Annotated in this window: 20 protein-coding genes and 1 tRNA gene; 12 read left to right on the plus strand and 9 right to left on the minus strand. The window is 69.7% G+C overall.

Annotation, left to right across the window (positions count from 1 at the left end; all coding sequences use genetic code 11):
- The first annotated feature begins 10 nt into the window (after positions 1-10).
- Together RAH40_RS19225 and RAH40_RS19230 are read left to right on the plus strand one after the other, a co-directional pair.
- On the plus strand, positions 11-1,408 hold the full coding sequence (locus tag RAH40_RS19225; RefSeq protein WP_306599225.1) for a protein kinase: 1,398 nt from the start codon (positions 11-13) through the stop codon (positions 1,406-1,408).
- Complete coding sequence (locus RAH40_RS19230; RefSeq protein WP_306599226.1) at positions 1,405-2,076, plus strand: OmpA family protein; 672 nt, start codon at positions 1,405-1,407, stop codon at positions 2,074-2,076. The genes RAH40_RS19225 and RAH40_RS19230 overlap by 4 nt, the downstream gene beginning before the upstream one ends.
- Here the strand turns inward: RAH40_RS19230 and RAH40_RS19235 are convergent.
- The gene (locus RAH40_RS19235) at positions 2,070-2,774 is read right to left on the minus strand and encodes a response regulator transcription factor (RefSeq protein WP_306599228.1); all 705 of its coding nucleotides are present in this window, start codon (positions 2,772-2,774) and stop codon (positions 2,070-2,072) included. The two genes, RAH40_RS19230 and RAH40_RS19235, sit on opposite strands and share 7 nt — an antisense overlap.
- A 105-nt stretch (positions 2,775-2,879) precedes the next feature.
- Between RAH40_RS19235 and RAH40_RS19240 the strand changes: the two genes are divergently transcribed.
- Positions 2,880-3,962 carry an OmpA family protein gene (locus RAH40_RS19240; RefSeq protein WP_306599230.1) on the plus strand — a complete coding sequence of 361 codons (1,083 nt, stop codon included), beginning with the start codon at positions 2,880-2,882 and terminating at the stop codon, positions 3,960-3,962.
- Between the two features lie 32 nt (positions 3,963-3,994).
- Positions 3,995-4,420, plus strand: a complete 426-nt coding sequence (locus RAH40_RS19245; protein WP_306599231.1) for a hypothetical protein — start codon at positions 3,995-3,997, stop codon at positions 4,418-4,420.
- A gap of 203 nt (positions 4,421-4,623) precedes the next feature.
- Here the strand turns inward: RAH40_RS19245 and RAH40_RS19250 are convergent, their stop codons facing one another.
- The 3 genes from RAH40_RS19250 to RAH40_RS19260 form a co-directional block, all read right to left on the minus strand.
- Positions 4,624-6,597 (minus strand): DUF6600 domain-containing protein, encoded by a 1,974-nt coding sequence (locus RAH40_RS19250; protein WP_306599232.1) that lies wholly within the window; start codon positions 6,595-6,597, stop codon positions 4,624-4,626.
- A gap of 100 nt (positions 6,598-6,697) precedes the next feature.
- The gene (locus tag RAH40_RS19255; RefSeq protein WP_306599233.1) at positions 6,698-7,354 is read right to left on the minus strand and encodes a hypothetical protein; all 657 of its coding nucleotides are present in this window, start codon (positions 7,352-7,354) and stop codon (positions 6,698-6,700) included.
- Positions 7,330-8,103 carry a TatD family hydrolase gene (locus RAH40_RS19260; RefSeq protein ID WP_306599234.1) on the minus strand — a complete coding sequence of 258 codons (774 nt, stop codon included), beginning with the start codon at positions 8,101-8,103 and terminating at the stop codon, positions 7,330-7,332. The genes RAH40_RS19255 and RAH40_RS19260 overlap by 25 nt, the downstream gene beginning before the upstream one ends.
- A gap of 63 nt (positions 8,104-8,166) precedes the next feature.
- On the opposite strand from RAH40_RS19260, the gene RAH40_RS19265 reads away from it, so the two are divergent.
- The 3 genes from RAH40_RS19265 (at position 8,167) to RAH40_RS19275 (ending at position 11,645) form a co-directional block, all read left to right on the plus strand.
- Positions 8,167-9,546 (plus strand): sigma-54 dependent transcriptional regulator, encoded by a 1,380-nt coding sequence (locus RAH40_RS19265; protein WP_306599235.1) that lies wholly within the window; start codon positions 8,167-8,169, stop codon positions 9,544-9,546.
- Positions 9,546-9,956 carry a MerR family transcriptional regulator gene (locus tag RAH40_RS19270; protein ID WP_306599236.1) on the plus strand — a complete coding sequence of 137 codons (411 nt, stop codon included), beginning with the start codon at positions 9,546-9,548 and terminating at the stop codon, positions 9,954-9,956. Before RAH40_RS19265 ends, RAH40_RS19270 begins: the two co-directional genes overlap by 1 nt.
- Positions 9,957-10,502: 546 nt before the next feature.
- Entirely contained in the window at positions 10,503-11,645 is a 1,143-nt protein-coding gene (locus RAH40_RS19275) for a hypothetical protein (protein WP_306599237.1), read from the plus strand.
- A 276-nt stretch (positions 11,646-11,921) separates the two neighbouring features.
- On the opposite strand, the gene RAH40_RS19280 is transcribed toward RAH40_RS19275, so the two are convergent.
- Positions 11,922-11,998, minus strand: a tRNA-Pro gene (locus RAH40_RS19280).
- A gap of 68 nt (positions 11,999-12,066) precedes the next feature.
- Here RAH40_RS19280 and surE point away from each other — a divergent pair.
- The 3 genes from surE to RAH40_RS19295 are packed head-to-tail and all read left to right on the plus strand — an operon-like array spanning position 12,067 to position 13,617.
- On the plus strand, positions 12,067-12,825 hold the full coding sequence (surE, locus tag RAH40_RS19285) for a 5'/3'-nucleotidase SurE (protein WP_306599238.1): 759 nt from the start codon (positions 12,067-12,069) through the stop codon (positions 12,823-12,825).
- A complete protein-coding gene (locus RAH40_RS19290) occupies positions 12,822-13,094 on the plus strand; it encodes an acylphosphatase (RefSeq protein ID WP_306599239.1) in 273 nt (90 codons plus the stop codon). The genes surE and RAH40_RS19290 overlap by 4 nt, the downstream gene beginning before the upstream one ends.
- Before the next feature lie 10 nt (positions 13,095-13,104).
- Positions 13,105-13,617 carry an adenine phosphoribosyltransferase gene (locus RAH40_RS19295; RefSeq protein ID WP_306599240.1) on the plus strand — a complete coding sequence of 171 codons (513 nt, stop codon included), beginning with the start codon at positions 13,105-13,107 and terminating at the stop codon, positions 13,615-13,617.
- 53 nt (positions 13,618-13,670) lie between these two features.
- On the opposite strand, the gene RAH40_RS19300 is transcribed toward RAH40_RS19295, so the two are convergent.
- Genes RAH40_RS19300 through RAH40_RS19310 form a run of 3 tightly spaced genes read right to left on the minus strand, consistent with a single transcriptional unit; the run spans position 13,671 to position 14,639 of the window.
- Positions 13,671-13,997 (minus strand): BrnA antitoxin family protein, encoded by a 327-nt coding sequence (locus tag RAH40_RS19300; protein ID WP_373432533.1) that lies wholly within the window; start codon positions 13,995-13,997, stop codon positions 13,671-13,673.
- Positions 13,972-14,250, minus strand: coding sequence for a BrnT family toxin (locus RAH40_RS19305; RefSeq protein ID WP_306599242.1), 279 nt, complete (start codon positions 14,248-14,250; stop codon positions 13,972-13,974). Before RAH40_RS19305 ends, RAH40_RS19300 begins: the two co-directional genes overlap by 26 nt.
- 38 nt (positions 14,251-14,288) lie before the next feature.
- Positions 14,289-14,639 (minus strand): hypothetical protein, encoded by a 351-nt coding sequence (locus RAH40_RS19310; protein WP_306599243.1) that lies wholly within the window; start codon positions 14,637-14,639, stop codon positions 14,289-14,291.
- A 124-nt stretch (positions 14,640-14,763) separates the two neighbouring features.
- Here RAH40_RS19310 and RAH40_RS19315 point away from each other — a divergent pair, with 124 nt between their 5' ends.
- Together RAH40_RS19315 and RAH40_RS19320 are read left to right on the plus strand one after the other, a co-directional pair.
- A complete protein-coding gene (locus RAH40_RS19315; RefSeq protein ID WP_306599244.1) occupies positions 14,764-16,776 on the plus strand; it encodes a molybdopterin-dependent oxidoreductase in 2,013 nt (670 codons plus the stop codon).
- On the plus strand, positions 16,773-18,092 hold the full coding sequence (locus tag RAH40_RS19320; RefSeq protein WP_306599245.1) for a DmsC/YnfH family molybdoenzyme membrane anchor subunit: 1,320 nt from the start codon (positions 16,773-16,775) through the stop codon (positions 18,090-18,092). Before RAH40_RS19315 ends, RAH40_RS19320 begins: the two co-directional genes overlap by 4 nt.
- On the opposite strand, the gene RAH40_RS19325 is transcribed toward RAH40_RS19320, so the two are convergent.
- On the minus strand, positions 17,975-18,430 hold the full coding sequence (locus RAH40_RS19325; protein ID WP_306599246.1) for a hypothetical protein: 456 nt from the start codon (positions 18,428-18,430) through the stop codon (positions 17,975-17,977). The genes RAH40_RS19320 and RAH40_RS19325 overlap by 118 nt on opposite strands.
- Positions 18,431-18,474 lie beyond the last annotated feature (44 nt).

Raw genomic sequence — 18,474 nt, forward strand, 5'->3', positions numbered from 1 at the left:
AGACGATCGCGTGGCTACCGACGGCAGGACCGCCCTTCTCATGGAGCGCCTCGCGGACCGCTACGCGTTCCGGACGCTGCTGGGGGAAGGCGGCGCCGGCACGGTCTACGAGGTGGAGAACCTTTCCCTGGGGCGGCTCGAGGCCCTGAAGATCCTCACGAACCCCTTCACCGGCTTCGACGTCCAGGAGCGCTTCGCGGTGGAGGCCCGCATCGCGGCCTCCCTGGAGCATCCCCACATCGTCGGGATCCACGCCTTCGGGCAGGACGGCGGTGTCCCGTGGTACTCCATGCAGCTGATCGACGGGCCCTCCCTCGCCGGCATCCTGGACGGGGGCCGCACGCTGGACGGGCCCATGGCGGCCCAGCTCGCGGTGCCCGTGCTGGAGGCCCTGGCCTTCAGCCACGCCCACGGCGTGATCCACCGGGACATCAAGCCGGCCAACATCCTCTTCGACGCCGCCGGCACGCCCTTCCTCGCGGACTTCGGCATCGCCAAGGCGGTGGAGAACCCCATGGACACCCGCACGGGCCACATGCTGGGCACCCCGGCCTTCGTCGCCCCCGAACAGGCCCTGGGCGAGGCGGTCGACGCCAGGGCGGACCTGTACTCCCTGGGCGTCACCCTGTACCGGGCCCTGGCGGGCCAGCTCCCCTTCCGCTCCGACCAGGTGCTGCAGACCCTCCTGCTGCGTCTGCAGGAGGAGGCGCCGCCCCTGGAGGCGCTCTGCCCGGGCCTCCATCCCGCCCTGGCCGCGGTGATCATGCGCAGCCTGGCCCGGGACCGGGACCGGCGGTGGGAGGGCGCCGCGGAGATGCGGGAGGCGTTCCTGGCCGCCTGCGCCGAGGCGGGCATGGCCTGGGACCGGCCCCTGGCGGTGGCGGGGGAGTTTTCCCTGCGGCGCCGCACCCTCGAGGAGGTGGCGCCCACCGCCGACATGCCCGGGCCCAAGGGCCGCCCCTGGTGGATCCTGGGCCTGGCGGCCCTGGGTGCCGGCGCGCTCCTGTTCGTGCTCCGCGGTCCCAGGCTGGCCGCGCGGGTGGAGCCGCCCCCGCCGGCCCCGGCCGCCGCGCCCGCCGCGGCCGCGCCCGCCCCGAAGCCCAGGCCCAGGCCCGCCCAGGCCGAGGTCCTGCCGAGGCGGCCGGTGACCTATCCGCGGCTCCTGGACGACGGCCTCGCGCCGGCGCCCGTGGGGGAATGCGCGGGGCTCAGCGTCGGCGCCTCCCTGGTGGTGGGCGAGGACGGCCGGGTCAAGAGCTGCAGGATCCTGTCGGCCGTGAAGCCCGGGTGCGCCGAGGCGGCGCGGGCGGTGGCCATGAAGTACCGGTTCAGCCCGGCCCTGGACGACCAGGGCAGGCCCGTCGAGGCGGCCGTCGCCGTCGCCGTCGATTTCCAGGAGGCACGATGAGAATCCTCTATGCAGCTGCCCTGATCCTTCTGGCCACGGCCTGCGGCAAGCCCCGCACGGTGCCCGCATCCGCCATCCAGGTGCAGGTGGAGTCCTACCCCGGCGGAACCGCCCTGTTCCTCGCGGGCAGGCCCATGGGCACCACCCCCCGCACCCTGACCGTGGACTCCCTGGACGCCCTGCTGGAGCTCACCGCCACCTCCGGCACGGAGCCGGTGGTGGAGAAGCGCATCCGGTTCCTGGCCCTGGACCGGGCCGAGGTGATGTTCGTCTTCGGCACGGGCAACTCGGCCATGGCCAAGGCCCTGGGCCTGGCGCGCATCCTCGTCTTCGACTACGGGGCGGGGGTCACGTTCGACCTGAACAAGTCCGACCTCCGGCCGGAGTTCCTTCCCCTTCTCGAGCGGCAGGCCTCGCTCCTGAAGGCGCACTTCGCCGGGGTGGACGTGCTCATCTGCGGCCACACCGACACCCTGGGCACCCCGGACTTCAACCTGGCCCTCTCCCTGGCCCGGGCCCGCTCCGTGGCCCAGGACCTGGAGGCCCGGGGCGTGGCCCGGGAGCACATGAAATCCCAGGGCTTCGGCAGCGCCTACCCCGTGGCCTCCAACGAGACCGACCCGGGCCGCGCCCGCAACCGCCGCACCGAACTGGTCCTTCCTCAGTAGTCCACCAGGAAGGCGTAGCCCCGGCCGTGGCGCGCCTTCACGGGGAGGGGCTCCCCGGGGCAGAGGCGCGCCACCTTGGTCCGAAGGCGGCTGACCATGGTCTCCAGGCGCCTCGCGGCGTAGATGTCGGGGTGCTGGTCCAGGGCCAGGAAGAGGTCCTCCCGTTCCACCACCTCGCCGGGGCGGTCCAGGAGCGGCGCCAGGAAGCGCAGCTCCAGGTCCGTGAGGTCCACCGCCGCGCCGCCGGGGGTATGGAGGCGCGACGCGTGGGGCTCCAGGCGCCAGGCCCGGGCCCCGCCCAGGCGCCGCTGGAGGCTGAAGATGGCCGCGGCCAGCTCCCGCAGGTCCACGGGCTTGGCGAAATAGAGGTCCGCGCCTCCGTCCAGGCCCCGGATGCGGTCCTCCAGGCCATGCCGGGCGGTGAGCATGATGATGCCGAGGCGGGGCCGGTCGCGGCGCAGGCGCTGGGCGATGGAGAAGCCGTCCTCCCCGGGCAGGCCCACGTCCAGGATGACGATCTGCGGATCCTGCTCCTCCAGGGCCGCGTCCAGGGCGCCGCCGTGCTCCACCCCCGAGGCCAGGATCCCGAAGGGCTCCAGGCCCCCGGCGAGGAAGTCCCGCATGGGCCGGGCGTCCTCGCAGACCAGGACCCGGACGCCGGCGGCGGGTGCGGGGGGCTCGGGAGGGGGTGCGGGCATGGGAGATTCCAGACTACCAGAAGGGCAAATGTATGAAAGTGTGAGGAAAATTCCGTCATCCGCCGGGGAGAATGTGGGAAGCAACACACTGCCTGGAGGCGAAACATGAAATTCCTTTCTCTTGCAACCGCCCTTGCCCTGGTCGCCGGCCCCTTGTCCGCCCAGGAGGGCCAGAAGTGGCTGGGCATGCAGGCCGGCTACGACTGGCAGGCCAACAGCGAACGCGGCGCCAAGGACAACCCGGCCTTCGGCCTCTCCTTCGGCCAGTGGTTCTCCTCCCGCTGGGGCGGGGAGCTCTCCGTGCTGGGGACGACCCTGAAGACCAAGACCGGGGGCCTGAGCGCCGACGAGTACCACGCCCACCTCTCCGGCCTGTTCAACCTCAACCCGGGCGCGGCCTGGGTCCCCTACCTGCGGGCCGGCGCCGGCTCGACCACGGTGGACAAGCCCTTCTCCTTCAGCGACGGCTACACCACCCGGCTCAGCTACCACGCCGGCGTGGGCGTCCAGGGCCACCTGGGCGAGAACCTCCTGCTGGGGCTGGAAGCCCGGGGCGTCCGCATCGAGACGCAGAAGTCCTACACCGAAGTGCTCGGCCTGGTGACCCTGGGCTTCCGCTGGGGCCAGGCCGCCAAGCCCGCGCCCGCCGCCGCCCCCGCTCCCGCCCCGGCTCCCGCACCCGAGCCCCCGCCGGCGCCCAAGGTGGAGCCGCCCCCCCCGCCGCCGCCTGCGCCCGTCGTCGCCCCGGCCCCCGAGCCCGTGGCGCCTCCCCCGCCGCCGCCCCCGCCGGCCAAGATCGTCCTGGACGAGGCCGTCCTGCACTTCGCCAACGGCAGGAACGACCTGCCCCCCGAGGGCGTCCAGGCGGTGCGCATGGTCGCCGAGAGCCTCAAGTCCTTCAAGGGCACGTACACCCTCGTGGTCAGCGGCCACACCAGCTCCGTGGGCAAGCCGGCCTTCAACAAGGCCCTGAGCCTGCGCCGGGCCGACGCGGTGGCCAAGGTCCTCACGGAGGGGGGCGTTCCCGCGGCCTCCATCCGCACCGAGGGCGCGGGCCCCGACCGGCCCATCGCCGACAACAAGACCAAGGCCGGCCAGGCCCGGAACCGCCGGGTGGAGATCGACGTGAAGGCCGACGGCCCGAACGTGGAGACCCGCAAGACCGAGACTTCCGTTTCGGGCGAATAGGCCCTACCATTCCCCGAACCCAAGGAGGAACCATGCGCTTGATGATCCTTTTCGCCGCCGCCGCACTCACCCTTTCCGCCCAGTCCCTGGACGACCTGAAGGCCGCCGCCAAGGCCAAGGCCGACCAGAAGGTGGAGGAGACCAAGGCCAAGGCCGACAAGAAGGCCGATGAGGGCAAGGCCAAGGCCGAAGCCAAGGTCGACGCCGGCAAGGCCAAGGCCGAGGCCAAGGTCGACGCGACCAAGGCCAAGGTGGACAAGAAGGCCGAAGGCGCCCCGGTGGGCGGCGACTATGCCAAGGCCGCCGCCGCCAAGGGCGAGGCCAAGGCCAAGGGCGCCACCGCCAAGGGCGAAGCCAAGGCCAAGGACACCGCCGCCAAGAGCCACGCCGGCACGAAGAAGGGCGCGGTCAAGGGCGAGGCCAAGGCCAAGGAGGCCGCCGAGAAGGTCACGAAATAAGGTTTGATTCCCCAGTCCTTGGGGCCGGGGTTTTCATCCCCTTCATTCAGTCCATCCCAGTTCCAGCAGGGCCAGCCGGGGTTGGACCGGCGCATCCGGAAAGGTGCGCGCCGGTCCTTCCGAGGCTGGCCCTGCTGGAACCGGGATGAACTGGATGAGCGGGATGGAAGGGATGATGGCCTTTGGCGTCGGGTCCGGCGCTCCTATTTCTTCTCCTGGGGCGCGGGCTTGGGCTCGGCCCGGGGGGCGGGGGCCGGGGCGGGGCGGGACTCCTGCCGGGGGGCCGGAGCGGGGTGCGACTCCTGCCTGGGGGCTTCACGCCGCTCCATCCGGGGAGCCTCCGGCCTGGGGGCTTCGCGCCGCTCCAGGCGGGGAGCCTCCTGCCTGGGGGCTTCGCGCCGCTCCGGGCTGGGAGCCTCCGGCCTGGGGGTTTCGCGCCGCTCCATGCGGGGAGCCTCCGGCCTGGGGGCTTCGCGCCGCTCCGGGCTGGGGGCCTCCGGCCTGGGCTGTTCCCTGATGGGCTCGCGCTTGTTGATCTCCGCGCGGGGAACTTCCGGGCGGGGCTGCTCCCTGACGGGTTCCCGCCTGTTGATCTCCGGGCGGGGGGTCTCGACGCGGGGCTGTTCCCTGACGGGCTCGCGCCGGTTGATCTCCGTGCGGGGAGTCTCCTGGCGGATGGGCTCCCGCCTGTTGATCTCGGTCCTGGGCTGATCCTCGCGCTCCACCCGGACCCGGTCGCCGGTTCCGGGGCGCACCACGGGCCTGGGGGCCTCGGGCCGGGGCCGTTCCATGCGGTTGAAGCCGCCCCGGTCCGCGGGCGCGGGGGGCCTGAGGATGGTGCGGCCGGTCTCGCGGGTGTAGACGGTGACGCGTTCCCGGGCCACGTTGGGCTGGCCCGCCACGCGCTGGAACCGGGCGGGGTCCCGGAGCTCCTGGCGATTCACGATGATCCGGCCCTGGAACCAGGGGCGGGCGCCCTGGGCGGGGGGCCGGTTGAACACGCCCACGACGGCGGGGTCGCGGTGGAACCAGGGACGCAGGTTGCGGTCGCCGACGTGGTGGACGTCCACCACGTTCCAGCAGCGCTGGCGGTCCCGCCACTGGACGGGGCGGTTGTGGAAGCCCAGGGGGGCCCACCCGAACCAGGTGCCGGTGCTGTGCCAGGCCACCCAGGCCGGGCTGTAGTAGACGCCGGGGATCCAGTACCAGCCCAGGCCCAGGCGCCAGCCCCAGCGGCCGTGGTGGCAGGTCACGTAGCCCCAGGGCTCGCTGCTCACCCAGGTCATGCCGCCGCCGAAGGCGCCCCAGTAGCCGTTGCTGTAGGGGCTCCAGTCCGCGTCCACGGCGGTGGGGGTCCAGCACCAGGATTCCGTGTCCTCCACGTAGACCCACTTCCCGTTGGCGTCCAGGTCGTCGGCGTAGTAGCGGATCTCGGGGGGCACGCGCGCGGCGCTCTCGCTGGGGCGGGGCCTCACGAGCGCCTCGGCCCACTGGTCGAACTCGCCCAGGGCGTAGGCGTTGAAGTCCGACACCCGGTCCAGCACGTCGTCGTTGCCGTAGACCGTCAGGCGCTGGCCGGCATAGATGCGGGCCTGGCCCTCGGCGTTGACCCAGGTGGCCTGGCCCCCGTGGACCAGGAAGGCCACCTTGTCGCCCCGGGGGTCCTTGGAGACCTGGAAGGTCGCCTCGGGGCGGGAGGCGCCCCGGCTCCCCAGGGACCCGCTGCCCGAGGGGGTGTCCACGCGGATGACGGCCTCGCTCTGGGCGCCGCGGCACACGCGCAGCTCGCCCCGCTCCAGCACCAGCAGGACCCGGCGCTCCTGGTCCTGCTCGGAGAACAGGGCCGCCACCCGGAACCGGGTCCCGGGACCGAAGGCCACCGCGCTGCCGTCGCCCAGTTGCAGGACGCCACGCCCGCGGCTTTCCACCACATCCCCCTCGGCCACGGGCACGCCCCGGGTGAGGGGCTCGTCCTCCTCGCCCTTGCGGACGGTGACCGCGCCTTCCACGAACTTGACCTGGGCATAGCGCTCGGGGCTCTCGCCCACTTCGTAGTCCTGCTGGTCCAGCTCGTCGACCAGGTCGCCGGGATCCTGGGGGGCCGTCCTGGGGAGGAGCGCCACGCCGGACAGGAGCAGCGCCGGGACGAGTGCGGCGGCGAAACGGTTGCGGTTCATGATGCGCCTCCAGGAGGATGCCGGATTGGATGCGAATTCCCTGCCAAGGTTGACCCAGGGGTCCGGAAAAGGTTTAAGGGGGCGGCGAGGCTGGGGAAAATCAGCTCTTCGGGAAGGGCTGGAGGGCGGTGCCGGAGGGGCGGTTGGCGGGGTTCTCCCGGCCCAGCTGGAGGAGCTGGGGGAGGAGGGCCATCCAGGGCACCGACCAGCATTCCGAGGATCCGGGCTCGAGGTCCTCCCGCGCCTCCAGGCGGTCGGGATGGAAGACCAGCTGGAAGTTCCGGCCGCCGGGCAGGGGCAGGTAGCTGATGTTCGCCGTGGCGGGGTGGATGAGGGTGATCACCCGCTGGTCGTCGGACAGGATCCAGAGCAGCCCCTCCAGGGCCGGGCGGAAGTCCAGGTCCTTCACGGGCAGGGCCCCGATGCCCTGGGTGAGCAGGGAGCGGCCGGAAAATCGGATCAGGCCGAAGGACTCGACGCGCACCCCTCCGTCGCGCCAGACCTGGAGGGGACGCCCCGGCAGGCCGGTCCGCAGGAGGATCATGCCCCGGCCGTCGATGACCCGGATGGTGCCGTCGGGCGTGATGCGGGCCTGGATGGGCGCGCCGGCGGGGATGGGCTCCAGGCGGGGCGGGACGGGCAGGGGCCCGCGGTCCCCGGCCTTCCAGGGCAGCGCCGCCGCGGCGTCCCAGGGGAGCTTGCCGGGGGCCTGGGCGCCCAGGAGGGTGGCGCTCAGGAAGAAGGGGACCAGCCGCACAGGGCCTCCAGGTTGCCGGTGGTGATCTCGGCCAGGCGTTCCGGCGCCAGGCCCCGCAGGGCCGCCACCTGGGCGGCGACATAGGTGACGTAGGCCGGTTCGTTGGCCTTGCCCCGGAAGGGCGCCGGCGCCAGGTAGGGGGCGTCGGTCTCCACCAGGATGCGGTCCAGGGGCGCCCAGCCCGCCACCTCGCGGATGGCCTGGGCGTTCTTGAAGGTGACGATGCCCGAGAAACTGAGGTGGAAGCCCAGGTCCAGGGCGTCCCGGGCGAAGGCCAGGTCCTCGCTGAAGCAGTGGATGATGCCGCGCGCGGCGCCCTCCTCGCGCAGGATGCGGATCGTGGCCTCCGGCGCCTCGCGGGTGTGGATCATGAGGGGCTTGCCCAGGCGCTTCGCGATCCGGATCTGGGCCCGGAAGACCGCCTCCTGGGTGTCGCGGGGGCTCAGGTCGTAGTGCCAGTCCAGGCCCGTCTCCCCCACGAAGAGGGCCTCGGGGCCGGCCAGCAGGCCTTCCAGGGCGTCCCCGGTGAGGGCGTCCCAGGTGCGGGCGTCGTGGGGGTGGACGCCCAGGGAGGCCCGCACCTGGGGGGCCCTGCGCGTCAGGGCCAGCACCAGCCGGGAGTCGTCCAGGTTGCAGCCCACGGCGACCAGGCCGTCCACGCCGGCGGCCCGCGCCCGGTCCAGCACGGCCTCCAGTTGATCCTCTCCCAGGTAGCTGCCGGTGAGGTGGCAGTGGGAATCCACGAGCATAATGACCTCTCCGGACTCCATGTTGCCATGCCCGGGGGGCGAAAGACCGGATACGCTCTATTCATGCGCCCCCTCACCACCATCCTCATCGTGGACGACGAGCCCGGGATCCGCCGTTCGCTGGGAGAGTCCCTGGCCGAGGAGGGCTACGGGGTCCTCAAGGCCGAGCGCGGGGAACAGGCCCTGGATCTGCTTGCCCAGGCCGACGGGGAAGGCATCCATCTGATGCTGCTCGACGTGTGGCTCCCGGGCATGGACGGCCTGGAGACCCTCAAGCAGGCCAAGGCCGCCCGGTCCGACCTGCCCGTGATCATGATCTCCGGCCACGGCAACATCGACACCGCCATGCAGGCCACGAAGCTGGGCGCCTTCGACTTCCTGGAGAAGCCCATCGACCTGGACCGGCTCCTGCTGGTGGTGGCCAACGCCCTCAAGCAGCGCAGCCTGGAGGCCGAGAACCTGCGGCTCCACCAGGAGGTGGACCAGGACCGGTTCTTCATGGCAGAGAGCCCGGCCATGCGCAGGCTCCTGTCCGACGTGGAGCTGGTGGCCCCCACCGAGGGGCGCGTGCTGCTCATGGGCGAGAACGGCAGCGGCAAGGAGGAGGTGGCCCGGCTCCTGCACGACCGCAGCCCCAGGGCCAACGCCCCCTTCGTGGAGGTCAACTGCGCGGCCATCCCCGAGGAGCTGATCGAGTCCGAGCTCTTCGGCCACGTGAAGGGCGCCTTCACGGGCGCCGTGCGGGACCAGAAGGGCAAGTTCAAGGAGGCCCACCTGGGCACGCTCTTCCTGGACGAGGTGGGCGACATGTCCCTCAAGACCCAGGCCAAGGTGCTCCGCGCCCTGCAGGAGGGCCGCATCGAGCCCGTGGGCGGCGGCGGGGCCGTGAGCGTGGACGTGCGCATCATCGCCGCCACCAACAAGGACCTGCCCGAGGAGATCAAGGCCGGGCGCTTCCGCGAGGACCTGTACTTCCGCCTCGCCGTGGTGCCGCTGCGGGTCCCGCCCTTGCGGGAGCGCGCCGAGGAGCTCATCCAGCTGGCCGAGGCCTTCATCCAGCACATCGCCCGCAAGTACGGGCGCCCCCCCAGGCGCCTCTCCGCGGACGCCAGGGACACCCTGCTGCGCCACGACTGGCCCGGCAACGTGCGCGAGCTGAAGAACCTCATGGAGCGCGCCGTGATCCTCTGCCGGGGCGCCGAGATCACCACCCGCGACCTGGGCGCCCTGGCGGTGCGCCACCTCACCGAGCCCGACCCCTTCTCCTTCCCCGAGTTCCAGAGCCTCAAGGACGCCCGCGACTGGTTCGAGGGCGCCTACATCCAGCGGGAACTCAAGCTCCAGAACGGCAACATGACGCGCGTGGCCGAACGGCTCGGCCTGGACCGCTCCAACCTGTACAAGCGCCTGAAGGCCCTGGGCATCGAGGCGAGAGACTCCTGATGGAACGGGTCTGGATGAAGATCGGCGAGGCCGCCAGGCGCATCGGAGTGAGTCCCAAGGACCTCCGGTACTGGGAGATGATCATTCCCGAGATCCAGCCCCGGCGCAGCCGCGGCAACCTGCGCTACTACCACGTGGACGAGCTGGACCGCCTCCAGCGCATCCACGGGTGGCTGCAGGAAGGCCTCACCGTCAGCGACTGCCGGGAGCTGCTGCTCACGGGGCACCTGGCCCGCGGGCTGGACCTGGGGCTGGAGGGCGAGGCGCCGGCGCCTGCCGCAGCGGCGAAACCCGCCCGGAAGCCCCATGTCCAAACCGCCCCGCGGGCGCCCGAGCTCGCCAAAGTGCGTGCGGCGCTCAAACGCCTCCTGACCCAGCTGTCGGGCGGGGATTTCATCTCGGATAAATAAAGTTATTTAATTGTTTACAGCCATTGCGTCCTGAAAACGACGTTCATGATTTTCAATGAGATGTTTCATGGTAATCATTATTTTTCGGCATTAAGGTGCTTCTCACGTTCATGGAGGCGGTGGGATGCTGAGATCCTTCAATATGGCGCTAGGTCTGGCCCTGGCTTTGACGTGTCAGGCCGGTGTCGCGCGTATGGTCATTCCGACTCCTGGCGGGATTGCCCATCCGATTGATTCCGACCCGTGCGCGGGATTGACGGGTGATGCCTACGAGCGTTGTTGCCAGCGGATCATGGAAGGAAGCAGCTCTTCCGGAGGGGCTGGTTCGTCGAACTGCAAATGCCCTGGAGGGGTCTCGGTCTGCACCTATTCGGATCCCACGGGGCGTAGGACTGCTATTGGCTGTGGCCCCGCGGACAGGAGCGGGAATTGCTTCTTTTATGAATGCGATAAGGCCACAGGCTATACGATGCAAGCGCTTGGAAAAGGCAACTGCAAAATGGGCTGTAATCCACCCGGTTGATTATAGAAGGAATTGGGTTAATTATGAAGAGATTAAGCATTGTTGCATTTCTCTTTTTGGGGACACAACTGCATTTTGCTCATTCGCAGGAACCCCGCATCGACCAAACGACCCGTTGGACCCAGGATTTTCAGATCCAGGCCAACGTCGACAGGATCATCCGGATTGATCGGGTCTCTGGCAGGGAAACGGTTCTGAAAACACCTCCAGGTACGATTTGGACAACCTATGGTGAAGGCAGGTGGTGGGCTCTCGAGTCCACCCTTAAGTATTCAGAGTCCAATAATTTGCCTGGCGATGGAGGATTGCGGTCGAAGGAAATGCCTTCCCAAAAAATATGGGTATCAAACGACCTTTCCCGATGGGAGGCGTACGGAAGCCTGCTCGGAGCCAACGATTCCGGGGCAAGCATACTGGTCCCATTAAGCGATAATTCCATTTTCCTGGCCAAGCGATTCGGAATGCATTTTTTGCAGGAGGGATATTCTCCGTTTTACATCGTAAAATCATCTGATGACGGTAGTCTGCATGCTTCCGCGAATGTCGATCTGGATATCGGGCCCATGTATTCGAAAAAAGCATGGACCACGAAGGATGGAACCGATTTCGACAACTTGATATGCAACCCAAGATACCAAATTTGCAAGAACATGCTGTTCGAGCTGCCTTCCACGCTTTTTCAGTTCGATGATGGATTCCTTTTCCTGTCGAAGCAAATGGGCGTTGCCTGGTGCTTTGACCGCACGGGACGCTTGAAGAGCCGACTGCAGCTGTTCGGCCTCATGGTCGACGACGACTTTGCGAGGATTTTCACCTTCGAGCGCGCGATTGTGAATTGCCAATTGACCCCCGACCAGACCATTCTCGTCGCGGCCCGAACCAAGGAGGCCGTTTGGTTCAATCAGCACTTTTTCCCCTCCATGCCCACCAGCGTGGAAGGGGACCCTGTGCCGCCAGAGGTGCGAGCGTTGAACGAGGGCCGAGGCAACGACCTGAACCCAAATCTGGAATGGTTCGAATTGGATCCAGGCAAGAGAAGGATCCGCGGTATCGCCCCGCCGTTCGGCGCTCCGACCACGATCCGTGAACTTCCTGAAACGTCCGCGCCCTGGTTCACGTTCGCCTGGGACGGCTCGGCCCGGTTCCGGGGATGGGCTGAGTTATAATTCTTGTATATCATGGGCTTCCCTGGCGCTAGGTAAAACCATGGACCCCTGGAAATCGGCCCTGCGGTCCGTCCTCATCGACATCAACGGCAACCGCGATTTCGCCGTTCAGCTCAACGGGTCCTCAGAGAGGCCCGGCACTCCCGTGGACCGGGTGTCCGTGATCTACGGCCGCACGCTCAGCCCGTCCCTGGACTACGCAACGGCCGGCGCCGGCATCCACCCGGGACAAAAAGCGAGGGCGGACTGGGGTAGTCCGCCCTCTTTTACTGTTTTTGGTCGGCGCGAGAAGATTCGAACTTCCGACCCCTACCACCCCAAGGTAGTGCGCTACCAGGCTGCGCCACGCGCCGTGAACTAACGAGTCTAGTACGTTTGTCCGCCGAGGTCAAGCATCGTTCTCCCCGGATACACTGGTGGCATGAAAGAGCGCCTGATTCTCATAACAAACGACGACGGATGCTGGGCGCCGGGCCTCGCGGCCCTGGGGCGGGTGGCCTCGCGCTTCGGGCGCGTCGTGGCGGTGGCCCCGGACCGGAACCGCTCCGCCGTCTCCAGCGCCATGAGCCTGAACGACATCCTGCGCCTGCACGACCTGGGCGGGGACCGGTACGCCTGCACCGGGACGCCCGTGGACTGCGTTCTGGTGGGCATCCGGGCCGTGCTCAAGCGCGAGCCGGACTGGGTGCTCTCGGGCATCAACCACGGCTTCAACCTGGGCGAGGACGTCTTCTACTCGGGAACGGTGGGCGCCGCCTTCGAGGGCTGCCAGCAGGGGGCCCGGTCCGTGGCCTTCTCCATCGACCCCCAGGGCGACCTGGCCCAGGCCGAGACCTGGGCGGGGCGCTTCCTGGAGCGCTGGGAGGCCATGGAGCTTCCCGCCAACCGCATCTGGAACGTGAACCTGCCCAAGGGGGAGCCCCTGGGGTTCCGCCTCTGCGGCCAGGACACGCGCAAGTACCACGACCTCGTGGAGGAGCGCCTCGACCCCCGCAGGACGCCCTATTTCTGGATCGGCGGGGAGCTGGGCCCCACCTACTCCCAGGGCCCCGGCAGCGACGCCGAGGCGGCCCTGGCGGGCTACGTCAGCGTGACGCCCCTGCGCCTGGACCTGGCCTGCCCCGAGGTCATGGGGCGGAGGACCGACTTCGACCTCACCTTCAACGGCGGGCTCCCGTGAAGGCCGGCTTCCACGCCCATGGACGCGTCCAGGGGGTGGGCTACCGGTGGTTCGTGATCCAGGCCGCGCAGGAGCTGGGCCTCGCCGGCTGGGTGCGCAACGAACCCGACGGCACGGTCTCCGGGGAGGCGGGGGGGGACCTGTCCCGCCTGGAGGCCCTGAAGGATCGCCTGGAGGCGGGTCCCCCCTCGGCACGCGTTTCCCGGCTGGACTGGTGGGTGGTGGAGGGTGGACAATCACTTCCCCACCCATTCGAGGTCCGGCGCTAAGCGAGGTACCATGAATTTCAAATTGTCAGTTCTGGATGTTCCCGATTTCCCCATGGCCGGGGTCCTGTACAAGGACATCACCCCCCTGTTCAACGACGCCGCAGCTTTCGCCCGCGCCATCGACGCCATGGCCGAGCCGGTCCTGTCCCTGCTGCCCACCCATGTGCTGGGCCTGGAATCCCGCGGATTCATCTTCGGTTCCGCCCTGGCCCACAAGCTCGGCCTGGGCTTCGTGCCCGCCCGCCGGCCCGGGAAGCTGCCCCGGCCCACCTATTCCGAGGCCTACGCGTCCTCCTGCGGTCACGACGGCCTGGAGATCCACCAGGACGCCTTCCACCCCGGGGACCGCGTGCTGATCGTGGACGACGTCCTGGCGACGGGAGCCACGGCCCTGGCGGCCCGGCACATCGTGGAGCGCACCGGGGCGCACCCCGTGGCGCTCACGCTCTTCATCGAGATGGTGGCGATGGCGGGACGGGAGAGGCTGAAGGGAATGCCGGTGTTCAGCGTGCTGAGGTACTGACCCGCCTGGACGCGTGGCGATCTCGCGGAGAAAAGCCCGTGTCGATTTGAATCTCAGGACTTCGCGGATGAGGTACGTGCCGGGTGGTCCTGGATCCACTGTTTCAGGGCCTCGTCCATGCGGGTCTGCCAGCCAGGGCCGCTGGCGCGGAAATAGTCCAGAACTTCGGGGCTGTAGCGCATGGACAGGAGCGTCTTCGTGGGCGCCTTCTGGGGACCCCTCCCTTTCAAACCGCCTTCCCGGCGGGCCTTGAGGATCTCCGGATGCGTTTCGGAAACGGGCCTCAGCCTGGCGAGCATTTCTTCCGAAAGCGGCGGGCTGTCCACGGAATCCCAGTCTTCCTGAGAGATGTGGTCAGGTCGTGCCCTTGGTTTCCTCATGCGCCCTCCTTTCCCCGGGATTGGATTTCCGGAGGCTGATGACCCTGCAGGATTCATCTCGCCGCGTGTAGATCAGCGTGTGAAGCCGGTCGCCGATGAATCCGATGGCGATCCAGCGCGGCTCACCGTAGTCGTTGCGGCAATCCTCCGCCTGCAGGGCTGTTTCCCAGCGGAACCCGAAGACCTCTTCGAAATCCACCCGGTGCTTTTCAATGGTCGCCTGGTTCGTGGCATCGTCCCATTCGTACCACAAAATATAATGTAGCTACAAATTGGAACGAGTCAAGACTCCTAGGCGCTCACCAGCGTCTTCAGTCCGTCCCTGAACAGCACGTCCACCTTGCGCCCGGTTCGCTTCTGCACGCGGCCCAGGCCGAAGCTGGGGTGGTCCATCCACATGCCCTCCTCCCAGCGGTGGGAGACGGCGTAGGGGATGGAGGTCGTGCCGGCGTGCTCCTCGAGCATCAGCTCGTGGAAGCGCGAGGGGGAGGTGGCGCTGCGGGGGGAGGCGGTGCGGGTGGCGACCGTGGCCCGGGGGGGGCGCGCCGCGGGAGCGGGGCGTTCGGCGCGGAACTTGTGCACGGACTTGCAGGTCGAGCAGATGAGCTTCTCCGGCACGCCATCCGTTATGGACATGATCATGTGCCGGGTTTCCCCTTTGCATCTCCCACAAGGGGCATCAACTTCCTGGCCGGCGTAGTACGATTTCATCATCCCCCCAGTTTGCCGGAATTGTCCGGCCAAGGGAAACCTCAAGCGAGCTCGGATGCCCGTCTTCACGTCAGCATGCCCCAGAAACTGTTACAGCACGTGCAGTCTTAGGGTCACTGTGGAAAAAGGGAAGGTCACGGCCATCGATGCCCACCCGGGCAACCGGGCCACCCCGGAGGGGCCCTGCCTCAAGGGGCTGAGCTACCTGGAGCGGGTCGAACCCGCCTCTCGCTTGCTCGCTCCCATGCTTCGCGGAACGGACGGCGGCTTCGCTCCCGTCTCCTGGGACGCGGCCCTGGACCTCATGGCGGAGCGGTTCCTGGACATCCGGGAGCGCTTCGGCCCCCAGGCGGTGATGTACTACGCCGGCAGCGGCACCAAGGGACTGCTCAACGGCAACTCCATGGCCTTCTGGCGGCGCTTCGGGGGGTGCACCACCACCTACGGCGACCTGTGCTGGCCCGCGGGCCTCGAGGCCACCCGCCTCACGCTGGGGGACAACCGCCACAACGCCCCCTGGGACCTGGCCAACGCGGCCCTCATCGTCATGTGGGGCAAGAACGCCGCGGAGACCAACGTCCACCAGATGCGGTTCGTGGACCAGGCCCTGGCCGCGGGCGGCAGGCTCGTGGTCATCGATCCCCGGCGCACCCCGACGGCGGAGCGCGCCGCGCTCCTGGTGCAGCCCCGCCCCGGCACCGACGCGGCCCTGGCCCTGGCCCTGGCCCACGTGCTCATCCGGGACGGCCTGGCGGACCGCGCCTTCATCGACGCCCACGTGCTGGGCTTCGAGGCCTACGCGCGCGCCGTCGAAGCCTGGACCCCGCAGCGCTGCGAAGGCGTCACCGGCGTGCCCGCGGGGGAGGTGGAGGCCCTGGCCCGGGAGCTGGGCACCACGAGGCCGCTGACCATCTGCGCGGGCTTCGGCATGCAGCGCTACACCAACTCGGGCCAGACCATGCGGGCCATCCTCGCCCTGCTGGCCATCACCGGCAACCTGGGCAGGCCCGGCGCCGGCTGGGTCTACGCGAACCTGCAGTCGGACGTGTTCAGCGCCGTGAAGGACCCCCTGGACTTCTTCCCGCCCGAAAGGCCCGACGGCGTGGCCCGGGTGTCGCTCTCCACGGCCCGCCTGGGCCGGGACATGGCCGCGCAGGCCGGCCCGCCCCTCAAGGCCGCGTGGGTGGAGCGGGGCAATCCCGTGAGCCAGAACCCCGACACCGCGCGGGTGCGCGAGGCCTTCCGCGCCCTGGAGTTCCGGGTGGTGGTGGACGAGCGCCTCACGGACACCGCCCGGGAGGCGGACCTGGTGCTGCCCGCCAAGAGCCTCTTCGAGCAGACCGACGTCATCGGCGCCTACTGGCATCCCTACCTCCAGATCCGCCCGAAGCTGCTGGAGCCCCCCGGGGAGGTGAAGCCCGAGTCCGAGATCCTCTGGCACCTGGCCCTCCGCATGGGGCTGGCCACCGACGGCCTCGTCGCCCCCGGGGGCGAGGAGGCCTGGCTGGAGGCGAAACTGGGCCGCTTTCCCGGCCTGACCCTCGAGGCCCTCAGGGAGGGCCCCGTCCTGGCCCCGGGCTGCGAGGAGGTGGCCTTCGCGGACCTGGCCTTCCCCACGCCCTCCGGGCGCATCGAGCTGCTGTCGGAGGAGGCCGCGCGCCGCTGGAGCGTGGACCCCCTGCCGGGCCACTCCGCGCCTCTGGAATCCAGCCCCGGCGCCTACCCCCTCACGCTCCTCACCCCCAATCACAAGAACAGCATCCACAGCCAGTTCGTGACCCTCTCCTGCCTGCGGGATCCGGGTCCGCGCCTCCACCTGGGACCCGGGGACGCCGCGGCCCGGGGCATCCGCCAGGGCGACCGCGTGCGGGTCTTCAACGCCAGGGGCGAGCTGTTCCTGCCCGCGAACCTCGACCTGAGCCTCCTGCCGGGCTGCGTCGTGGCCTTCAACGGCTACGGAGCCGAGCACGGGGGATCGGTGAACCTCCTGTCCCTGGGGCGGGAGACCGACATGGCCCACGGCGCGGCCTTCCACGACAACCTCGTGGACGTGGAGAAGGCGCCATGAGCGCCCGGCGCTTCCTCTTCCACGCCGAACGCTGCACGGGGTGCGAGGCCTGCGTCCTGGGCTGCTGGATGGAGAACCGCGCCGCCCAGACGCTGCCCTGGCGCACCGTGCACACCTCCAATCCCCACCGGCGCCCGGACCTGCCCGTCTTCCACCTGTCCCTGGCCTGCCACCACTGCGACGACCCCGCCTGCCTGGAGAACTGCCCCGCGGACGCCTACGCCAAGGACCCCGCCACGGGCGCCGTGACCCTGCGCCAGGAGGCCTGCATGGGCTGCCGCTACTGCACCTGGGCCTGCCCGCATGACGCGCCGAAGTTCAGCCCGGCCGCCGGCACCGTGGAGAAGTGCACCTTCTGCCCGGACCGCGAGGAACCCGCCTGCGTGGCGAGGTGCCCCGTGGAGGCCCTGGAGATGGAGCCCCGGGCGCAGGCCGGGCCCGCGCCCTTCGGCCTCCCGGGCTGGGACCTGGGGCCCGGCGTCCGCATCACGGGGGAACCCGCCGCGCCGCGCTTCGCGGCCCCGCCCCCCGCGGCCGGGGTCCTGGAGGGCCTCCTGCGCGTGCCGGAACCGAAGATCACCCTGCGCGGGGAATGGACCCTCGTGGCCTTCACGACGATCCTGGCCGTGCTCACGGCCCGCATGGCCGCGGGCGTGCCCTTCCCCCATCCCTGGCCCTACCTGGCCGCGGGCGGCGCATCCATGGCCCTCAGCGCGCTCCACCTGGGCCGGCCGGAGCGCGCCTGGCGGGCAGCCCTCAACCTGCGGAGCTCCTGGCTGAGCCGGGAAATCACGCTGGCCTCGCTGTTCCTGGCCCTGTGCGCCGCCGTCTTCCTGGGCCTCGCCCCGGCGTGGGCCGCGGCCGCGGCGGGCTTCGCGGCGCTTTGCGCGGTGGACCGGGTCTACCGCGTGGCCTTGAAGGTGCCGCCCTTCAACCTCCACAGCGGCCACGCGCTGCTCAACGGCGTCTACCTGGCGGCGGTGCTCGCGGGGAACGCGCCCCTGGCCGTGGCCGCCGGCGCCCTCAAGGCCCTTCTCTACGGATGGCGCAAGGCCCACTTCGCCCGGCGGGGACGGGGCCTGAGGCCCCTCGTGAGCCTGGCGCGGGTGGCGGCGGGCTTCGTGCTGCCTGGGCTCGTCCCGGCGCCCTGGGCGGCCCTGGCCGTCGTCCTGGGCGACCTGGTGGACCGTTGCGAGTACTACGACGAACTGGAGATCCCCTCGCCCGGAGCCGCCCTCAGCAGGTCCTGGAGCTTCGGGAACGCCCGCAGGAGCAGGTTGCGGATCTCCGGGGGCAGCGAGGCGAAGAGCTCCTGAAGGGTCAGGCTGGACGGATCGTCCTCCCCGCCCTTTTTCCCGTGCCTGCCGGTGTCGCCGGTCATGATCCTGCGCAGGACCTCCTTGAGGGCCTCCACCTCCCGGCGGTGGGGGCCCGGCGTGCCGGTGCTGGGCGCGGTCTCCGCGGGATAGTCCACGACACCGCAGGAAAGGCACGCGAGGATGTGGAAGAGTTCCTGGAGGGCCTTCTCCTCGTCGGCGGGGTCGGGCGCGGTCGTGGCCGCGGCCAGGACTTCCGCGAATCCGGGGCTTGGCTGGGGGGCCGCCGGGGCGGGAAAGGCGGGGTTGGCGAAGGCTTGGAGGGGCTGGGTAAACATGGCCCGGTTTTGCATTTTCCGGGCCAGGAAATTCTGCCCACCTG

The organism is Geothrix sp. 21YS21S-2 (assembly GCF_030846775.1).
GTDB lineage: Bacteria > Acidobacteriota > Holophagae > Holophagales > Holophagaceae > Mesoterricola.

What these genes read in the sequence shown, in the direction of transcription:
- RAH40_RS19300 (WP_373432533.1), bottom strand. Translation starts at nt 13,997, where the DNA reads ATGAGGAAACCAAGGGCACGACCTGACCACATCTCTCAGGAAGACTGG.
- RAH40_RS19310 (WP_306599243.1), bottom strand. Translation starts at nt 14,639, where the DNA reads ATGATCATGTCCATAACGGATGGCGTGCCGGAGAAGCTCATCTGCTCG.
- RAH40_RS19245 (WP_306599231.1), top strand. Translation starts at nt 3,995, where the DNA reads ATGCGCTTGATGATCCTTTTCGCCGCCGCCGCACTCACCCTTTCCGCC.
- RAH40_RS19235 (WP_306599228.1), bottom strand. Translation starts at nt 2,774, where the DNA reads ATGCCCGCACCCCCTCCCGAGCCCCCCGCACCCGCCGCCGGCGTCCGG.
- RAH40_RS19325 (WP_306599246.1), bottom strand. Translation starts at nt 18,430, where the DNA reads ATGTTTACCCAGCCCCTCCAAGCCTTCGCCAACCCCGCCTTTCCCGCC.
- RAH40_RS19270 (WP_306599236.1), top strand. Translation starts at nt 9,546, where the DNA reads ATGGAACGGGTCTGGATGAAGATCGGCGAGGCCGCCAGGCGCATCGGA.
- RAH40_RS19240 (WP_306599230.1), top strand. Translation starts at nt 2,880, where the DNA reads ATGAAATTCCTTTCTCTTGCAACCGCCCTTGCCCTGGTCGCCGGCCCC.
- RAH40_RS19250 (WP_306599232.1), bottom strand. Translation starts at nt 6,597, where the DNA reads ATGAACCGCAACCGTTTCGCCGCCGCACTCGTCCCGGCGCTGCTCCTG.
- RAH40_RS19275 (WP_306599237.1), top strand. Translation starts at nt 10,503, where the DNA reads ATGAAGAGATTAAGCATTGTTGCATTTCTCTTTTTGGGGACACAACTG.
- RAH40_RS19320 (WP_306599245.1), top strand. Translation starts at nt 16,773, where the DNA reads ATGAGCGCCCGGCGCTTCCTCTTCCACGCCGAACGCTGCACGGGGTGC.
- surE (WP_306599238.1), top strand. Translation starts at nt 12,067, where the DNA reads ATGAAAGAGCGCCTGATTCTCATAACAAACGACGACGGATGCTGGGCG.
- RAH40_RS19230 (WP_306599226.1), top strand. Translation starts at nt 1,405, where the DNA reads ATGAGAATCCTCTATGCAGCTGCCCTGATCCTTCTGGCCACGGCCTGC.
- RAH40_RS19295 (WP_306599240.1), top strand. Translation starts at nt 13,105, where the DNA reads ATGAATTTCAAATTGTCAGTTCTGGATGTTCCCGATTTCCCCATGGCC.
- RAH40_RS19260 (WP_306599234.1), bottom strand. Translation starts at nt 8,103, where the DNA reads ATGCTCGTGGATTCCCACTGCCACCTCACCGGCAGCTACCTGGGAGAG.
- RAH40_RS19315 (WP_306599244.1), top strand. Translation starts at nt 14,764, where the DNA reads ATGCCCGTCTTCACGTCAGCATGCCCCAGAAACTGTTACAGCACGTGC.
- RAH40_RS19265 (WP_306599235.1), top strand. Translation starts at nt 8,167, where the DNA reads ATGCGCCCCCTCACCACCATCCTCATCGTGGACGACGAGCCCGGGATC.